Raw genomic sequence first — 5041 nt, 5'->3', positions numbered from 1 at the left:
CCAAGGAATGGGTCTCGCCGCACCCAGACAGCCACCCGACTAGGGCGTGTCTCCTAATGCGATGAGCCAGAGGACGACGGCGCGCAGGACGACGCCGGCTGGGGTTAGCCCCGTTTGGTGGACGTCGGGTTAAGCGGCCTGGGTGGCCGCGGTGATGAGTTGGTGTTCGAAGGCTACGGGGCTGATCTGGCCTAGCGCGCTGTGCCGCCGGCGGCGGTTGTAGACAGTCTCGATCCATGAGCTGACCGCGGTGATGGCCTCGGCGTGGGTGGCGAGCGAGTGCCGCTGGTAGTACTCGGTTTTGAGGGTGGACCAGAACGACTCCTGCTGGGCGTTGTCCCAGCAGACCCCGGTCCGTCCGACCGAGAGCCGCACATCCAGCTCCGCGGCGACGTCGGCCAGCTGGGTGCTGGTGTACTGACATCCACGATCCGCATGAAAGATCACCTTCGCCGTCTGACCGGTCTCCTGGCCGCGGAAGGTCACCGCGCGCCGCAGCGCGCTCTCCACCACGTCGGTGTGCAGGCTGGCAGCGAAGGCGTACCCCAGGACCCGGCGTGAGCACCCGTCGCGGACCGCGCACAGATACAGCCAGCCCGCCCCGGTGGCCAGGTAACGGGGGGCGATCCGACGTTCTGCGTACCCGCCTGGGCGGGGGGCTCGTCGGGGATCGGGCTCCCGGTACTCTCCGGGTGCGTCTGCTGGGTCATCCGGTCGTTCCCTCTCAGGTTCGCCGGCCCGGTAGGACCTCCGCGTTCTCTCAGACCACTAGACCTCGTCGCCGTCAACGTGCGCTTTGGCATCCCTGTGAGCGCTGTGGGAGTTCGAGAACGAAGGTCGCGCCGCCGCCAGGGGTCTGGACGATCTGGGACTTCTCCTCGCAAGCAAGCTATGGAATATGTGCATTGTCTTGACTAATTCCAGAAGGAGGAGCAAGTTGGTGAGGTGCCGGTTCGGGCGAACGAGGACGTGTTGCGCGGGGCGGGCCTGCGCGTCACCACGCAGCGGCTAGCCGTCCTCGACGCCCTCGCCGAGTTTCCGCATGCCACCGTGACCGTGGTGGCGAGCATGGTCCAGGACCGACTGGGCAAGGTGTCCATCCAAGCCATCTACGACGTGCTCGAGGCGTGTGTCGGTGCCGGCCTGGTGCGGCGTATCGAGCCTGCCGGCTCACCCGCCCGATTCGAGATCCGAACCGGCGACAACCACCACCACCTGGTCTGCCGGGCATGCGGGCGGACAACCGATGTTGACTGCGCCAGCGGATCCCGCCCGTGCCTGACGCCGAGCAACGACGCCGGTTACGAGGTGGACGAAGCCGAAGTTCTCTTCTGGGGCCGGTGCCCCGACTGCCAACAAGAAGACCCCCAAGGAACCAAGGAGCTGCTCGCGTGACCACCGACGAATCTTTCCCAACCACCACCGACGCCGGGATCCCGGTCGCCAGCGACGAGAAATCGCTGTCGGTCGGCCCGGACGGCCCGTTGCTGCTGCAGGACCACTACCTGATCGAGCAGATGGCGATGTTCAACCGGGAGCGCATCCCGGAACGTCAACCCCACGCGAAGGGAGGTGGCGCCTTCGGCACTTTCGAGGTGACCCACGACGTGAGCGCCTACACCCGGGCGGCCGTGTTCCAACCTGGCACCAAGACCGAGATGCTCGCGCGGTTCTCCACCGTCGCCGGCGAGAGAGGTAGCCCCGACACGTGGCGTGACCCGCGCGGCTTTTCGCTGAAGTTCTACACCAGTGACGGCAACTTCGACCTGGTCGGCAACAACACTCCGGTGTTCTTCATGCGCGACCCGATGAAGTTCCAGCACTTCATCCGCTCGCAGAAGCGCCGCTCGGCCAACAACCTTCGCGATCATGACATGCAGTGGGACTTCTGGACGCTCTCGCCGGAGTCGGCACATCAGGTGACCTGGCTGATGGGCGATCGCGGCATCCCGCGCAGCTGGCGGCACATGAACGGCTACTCCAGCCACACCTACATGTGGATCAACGCCGACGGCGGAAGGTGCTGGGTGAAGTACCACTTCAAGACCGACCAAGGCGTCGAGTGCTTCACCCAGGACGAAGCCGATCAGATGGCCTCGGTCGACACCGACTACCACCAGCGTGACCTCTACGAGCACATCGAGGCCGGACAGTTCCCCAGCTGGACGCTGCACATGCAGATCATGCCGTTCGAGGACGCCAAGTCCTACCGGTTCAACCCCTTCGACCTGACCAAGGTGTGGCCGCACAGCGACTACCCATTGCAGGAGGTCGGGCGGATGACGCTGAACCGCAACGTGACCGACTATCACACCCAGATCGAGCAGGCCGCGTTCGAACCTAACAACCTCGTCGCCGGCACCGGGCTCTCGCCGGACAAGATGCTGCTCGCCCGTGGATTCAGCTACTCCGACGCGCACCGCGCCCGGCTCGGGGTGAACTACCGGCAGATCCCGGTCAACCAACCGATCGTGCCGGTGCACAGCTACTCCAAGGACGGCCACATGCGGATACAGAACGTCGCCGACCCGGTCTACGCGCCGAACTCCTACGGCGGTCCGACGGCCGACCCGGCCCGCACCGACGACGGTGGCCTTTGGTATGCCGACGGCGAGATGGTGCGCAGCGCGTACACGCTGCGCACCGATGACGACGACTGGGGCCAGGCCGGCACCATGGTGCGTGAGGTCCTCGACGACGCTGCCCGCGACCGACTGGTCGACAACATCGTCGGCCACCTCCTCAACGGTGTCACCGAACCCGTCCTGAACCGAGCCTTCGCATACTGGCGCAACGTCGACCAGGACCTCGGTGACCACGTCGAGTCCGGGGTCCGCGCGAAGCAGAACGACATGGACCCCAAGGCCGACGCACAGGGCAACCCCGCCCGTGCCGCCATGCAGGCCAAGGCCTGACCGCTTCGCGACTCAACGAGAGCTCTCACCACTTCGCATCTGTCAGGTCAGGTCGAGACGTCGACATTCCGTATGAGCTTCTCGGTCAGCGGTGACCAGCCTTCCTCGGTGACGCGCGCCGGCGCGTCAGACCAACAACCCAGGTTCGCAGCCGCATCCCCTCCGGACGCCGCAGGACTGTGTCGTTGTGCTGTTCTTCGATATTGACCGGCGGGTCGTCGGCGCGTGCCGGGGGTGAGGCGTACAGCGGCAGCGGGGCGTACTCGGGCGGGGGTTCGGGCGCCATCCGGTCGGCGTCGCTCGGACGAGGATTGCCGTACAGGTCCTCGACCCCAGTCAGGTACTTCACGGCTGCGTGTGCCGAGGCCACGATCGGGATGGTGATGATGGCGCCGAAGATGCCCCCGATTAGCCCACCTGCGGTGAGAGCGAGCACCACTGCAACCGGGTGCAGGTGAACTGCCCGACCGACGACGAACGGCTGCAACAGGTGGGCCTCAATCTGACTGTCGACGAGCATGATCGTCAACAGGATGAGAGCCGGAACCCAGCCCTGGCTGACCAGGGCGACAAGCACAGCGAGCCCCCCGAATCCTAGGGAGCCGACGATCGGGATGAAGCTGCCGACGAAGATCAGGACGGCGAGGGGGGCCGCGAGCGGCACCCCGAGAAGGACGAGCGAAATGCCGACGACCACGCCATGGAAGAGGGCAATGATTGCGGTGCCCACCACCCAGCTCGAGAGAACATGCCAGGACCGGTAGCCGGCGCCCCGGACGCTGGGCTGGACGTCCTGAGGAAGCAGCCGCACCACCCAGCTCCAGATCCGGTCTCCCTCCTGGAGGAAGTAGAAGGTGAGGAAGAGGGTCACGAGCAGGCCGGTGACCAGTTCCCCGACTACGGTGCCCAGGTTGACGACGCCCGCGACGAGAGTGTTGGTGTGCTGCTGCAGCCAGCTGATCGCCTGCTGTTGCAGCTGGTCCAGCTGTACCGTGTCCGCCCCGGGGATTCGGGCCAGGACGTCCCGTAGCTGGTGGCCCAGGACGTCGACCTGTCCAATGAGCTGCGCGTAGCTCGTGGCGGCCCGCTGCCAGACGAACCAGCCGACACCGCACAGCACCAGCAGCGCGATGAGCATCGTGGCCGCGGTGGCTAGAGCGCGAGGCAGGTGCAGCCGACGCATCAGGGTCAGCACCGGGTGCAGCAGTGCAGCTAGCAGCAGCGCAAACACGAACGGTAGGACCGGCAGGTAGAAGCGAGCCGCCAGGAGCAGCAGCGCCACCACGGTGGCAATCACAAGCAGGACTCGCCAGCACCACGCCGCAGCGATGGTCAAGCTCGCCGGTGCGAAGGCTCGCCTCAGGTCGGCGTTCGCTGAGCTCTGGTGTTGCGTACGTGCTCGGCTGTGCCCGGATGCACCCTCAACCCGGGGTTCTGACACTTCGTGCTCCTGACCGGATCGGTTTGGTGGGAGGAGAGGATCTGCTGGTCGCCGGTCTCCCGAGGGGCGGCTGCCTCGAGGTTTGGTCGTGGCCTGGTCTGAGCGCCTCGTTGAGCGATGCGTCGGGCAGCTGGTCGGCAGCCCGCTGCGGCCGGGGCTGGCGGCAGGCTGGGCTACGGTCGAGACTTGGAGGCGGCCTGCGGGTCCTCAAAGGAGATCTGATTCACCGTTGCCGGCATGCTGGCGCTGCCGGTTGGCCTCGGCGCTGATGTGCGCGACGAGCAACTCGACACAAAGGAACCGCATGCCGGGTGGCACCCCGCCCAGCCGCTGCAGCAGTCGACTCGGGGCGTGGACCCGCAGCAAAGCGACCAGCGCATCTTCGCCCGTGCAGGGAAACGTTGAAGGGTCGAGCAGGTTCGACAGCTCGGCCCGCCAGGTCGCTTCGTCGCTGCCCGGGTTCGGCTGGTAGCCGGTCGTCCCCGAGCTATCCATCGTCGACACCCCCCTTCTCGTTGATCGGTTAGTGATTCAGGTTGCTGGTGTTCCCCAAGACTTGGCTGGCTTCGAGTAACAGGGCGTGCACGAACCCCTGGGGCAGGTTGCCGCGCAGCTGACGTTGGCGTACGTCGAACTCTTCGGAGAGCAGGCCAGGGGTGCCGCAGGCCGCGCGTTGGCGCTCGAA

The 5041-nt window shown here is 66.2% G+C and carries 5 protein-coding genes and 1 pseudogene; 2 read left to right on the top strand and 4 right to left on the bottom strand.

Annotated features, from left to right (window positions below):
- Positions 1-129: 129 nt before the first annotated feature.
- A pseudogene (locus ABI385_RS17375) lies at positions 130-615 on the bottom strand (IS3 family transposase); the annotation flags it as partial.
- 330 nt (positions 616-945) lie between these two features.
- Between ABI385_RS17375 and ABI385_RS17370 the strand changes: the two are divergent.
- The gene (locus ABI385_RS17370; RefSeq protein ID WP_348105019.1) at positions 946-1395 is read left to right on the top strand and encodes a Fur family transcriptional regulator; all 450 of its coding nucleotides are present in this window, start codon (positions 946-948) and stop codon (positions 1393-1395) included.
- A complete protein-coding gene (locus tag ABI385_RS17365; RefSeq protein ID WP_348105018.1) occupies positions 1392-2915 on the top strand; it encodes a catalase in 1524 nt (507 codons plus the stop codon). The genes ABI385_RS17370 and ABI385_RS17365 overlap by 4 nt, the downstream gene beginning before the upstream one ends.
- Positions 2916-3000: 85 nt before the next feature.
- Here ABI385_RS17365 and ABI385_RS17360 read toward each other — a convergent pair whose 3' ends face one another.
- From ABI385_RS17360 to ABI385_RS17350, 3 genes are all read right to left on the bottom strand, one after another.
- A complete protein-coding gene (locus ABI385_RS17360) occupies positions 3001-4212 on the bottom strand; it encodes an AI-2E family transporter (protein ID WP_348105017.1) in 1212 nt (403 codons plus the stop codon).
- A 351-nt stretch (positions 4213-4563) separates the two neighbouring features.
- On the bottom strand, positions 4564-4851 hold the full coding sequence (locus ABI385_RS17355) for a hypothetical protein (protein WP_348105016.1): 288 nt from the start codon (positions 4849-4851) through the stop codon (positions 4564-4566).
- A 28-nt stretch (positions 4852-4879) separates the two neighbouring features.
- Complete coding sequence (locus tag ABI385_RS17350) at positions 4880-5005, bottom strand: glycoside hydrolase family 15 protein (RefSeq protein ID WP_348105020.1); 126 nt, start codon at positions 5003-5005, stop codon at positions 4880-4882.
- Between the last annotated feature and the right edge of the window lie 36 nt (positions 5006-5041).

The sequence above is a fragment of the Lapillicoccus sp. genome (assembly GCF_039935575.1).
GTDB lineage: Bacteria > Actinomycetota > Actinomycetes > Actinomycetales > Dermatophilaceae > Lapillicoccus.
The sequence above is the reverse complement of the archived record's forward strand: the minus strand, read 5'-3'. Positions and strand labels throughout refer to the sequence as shown.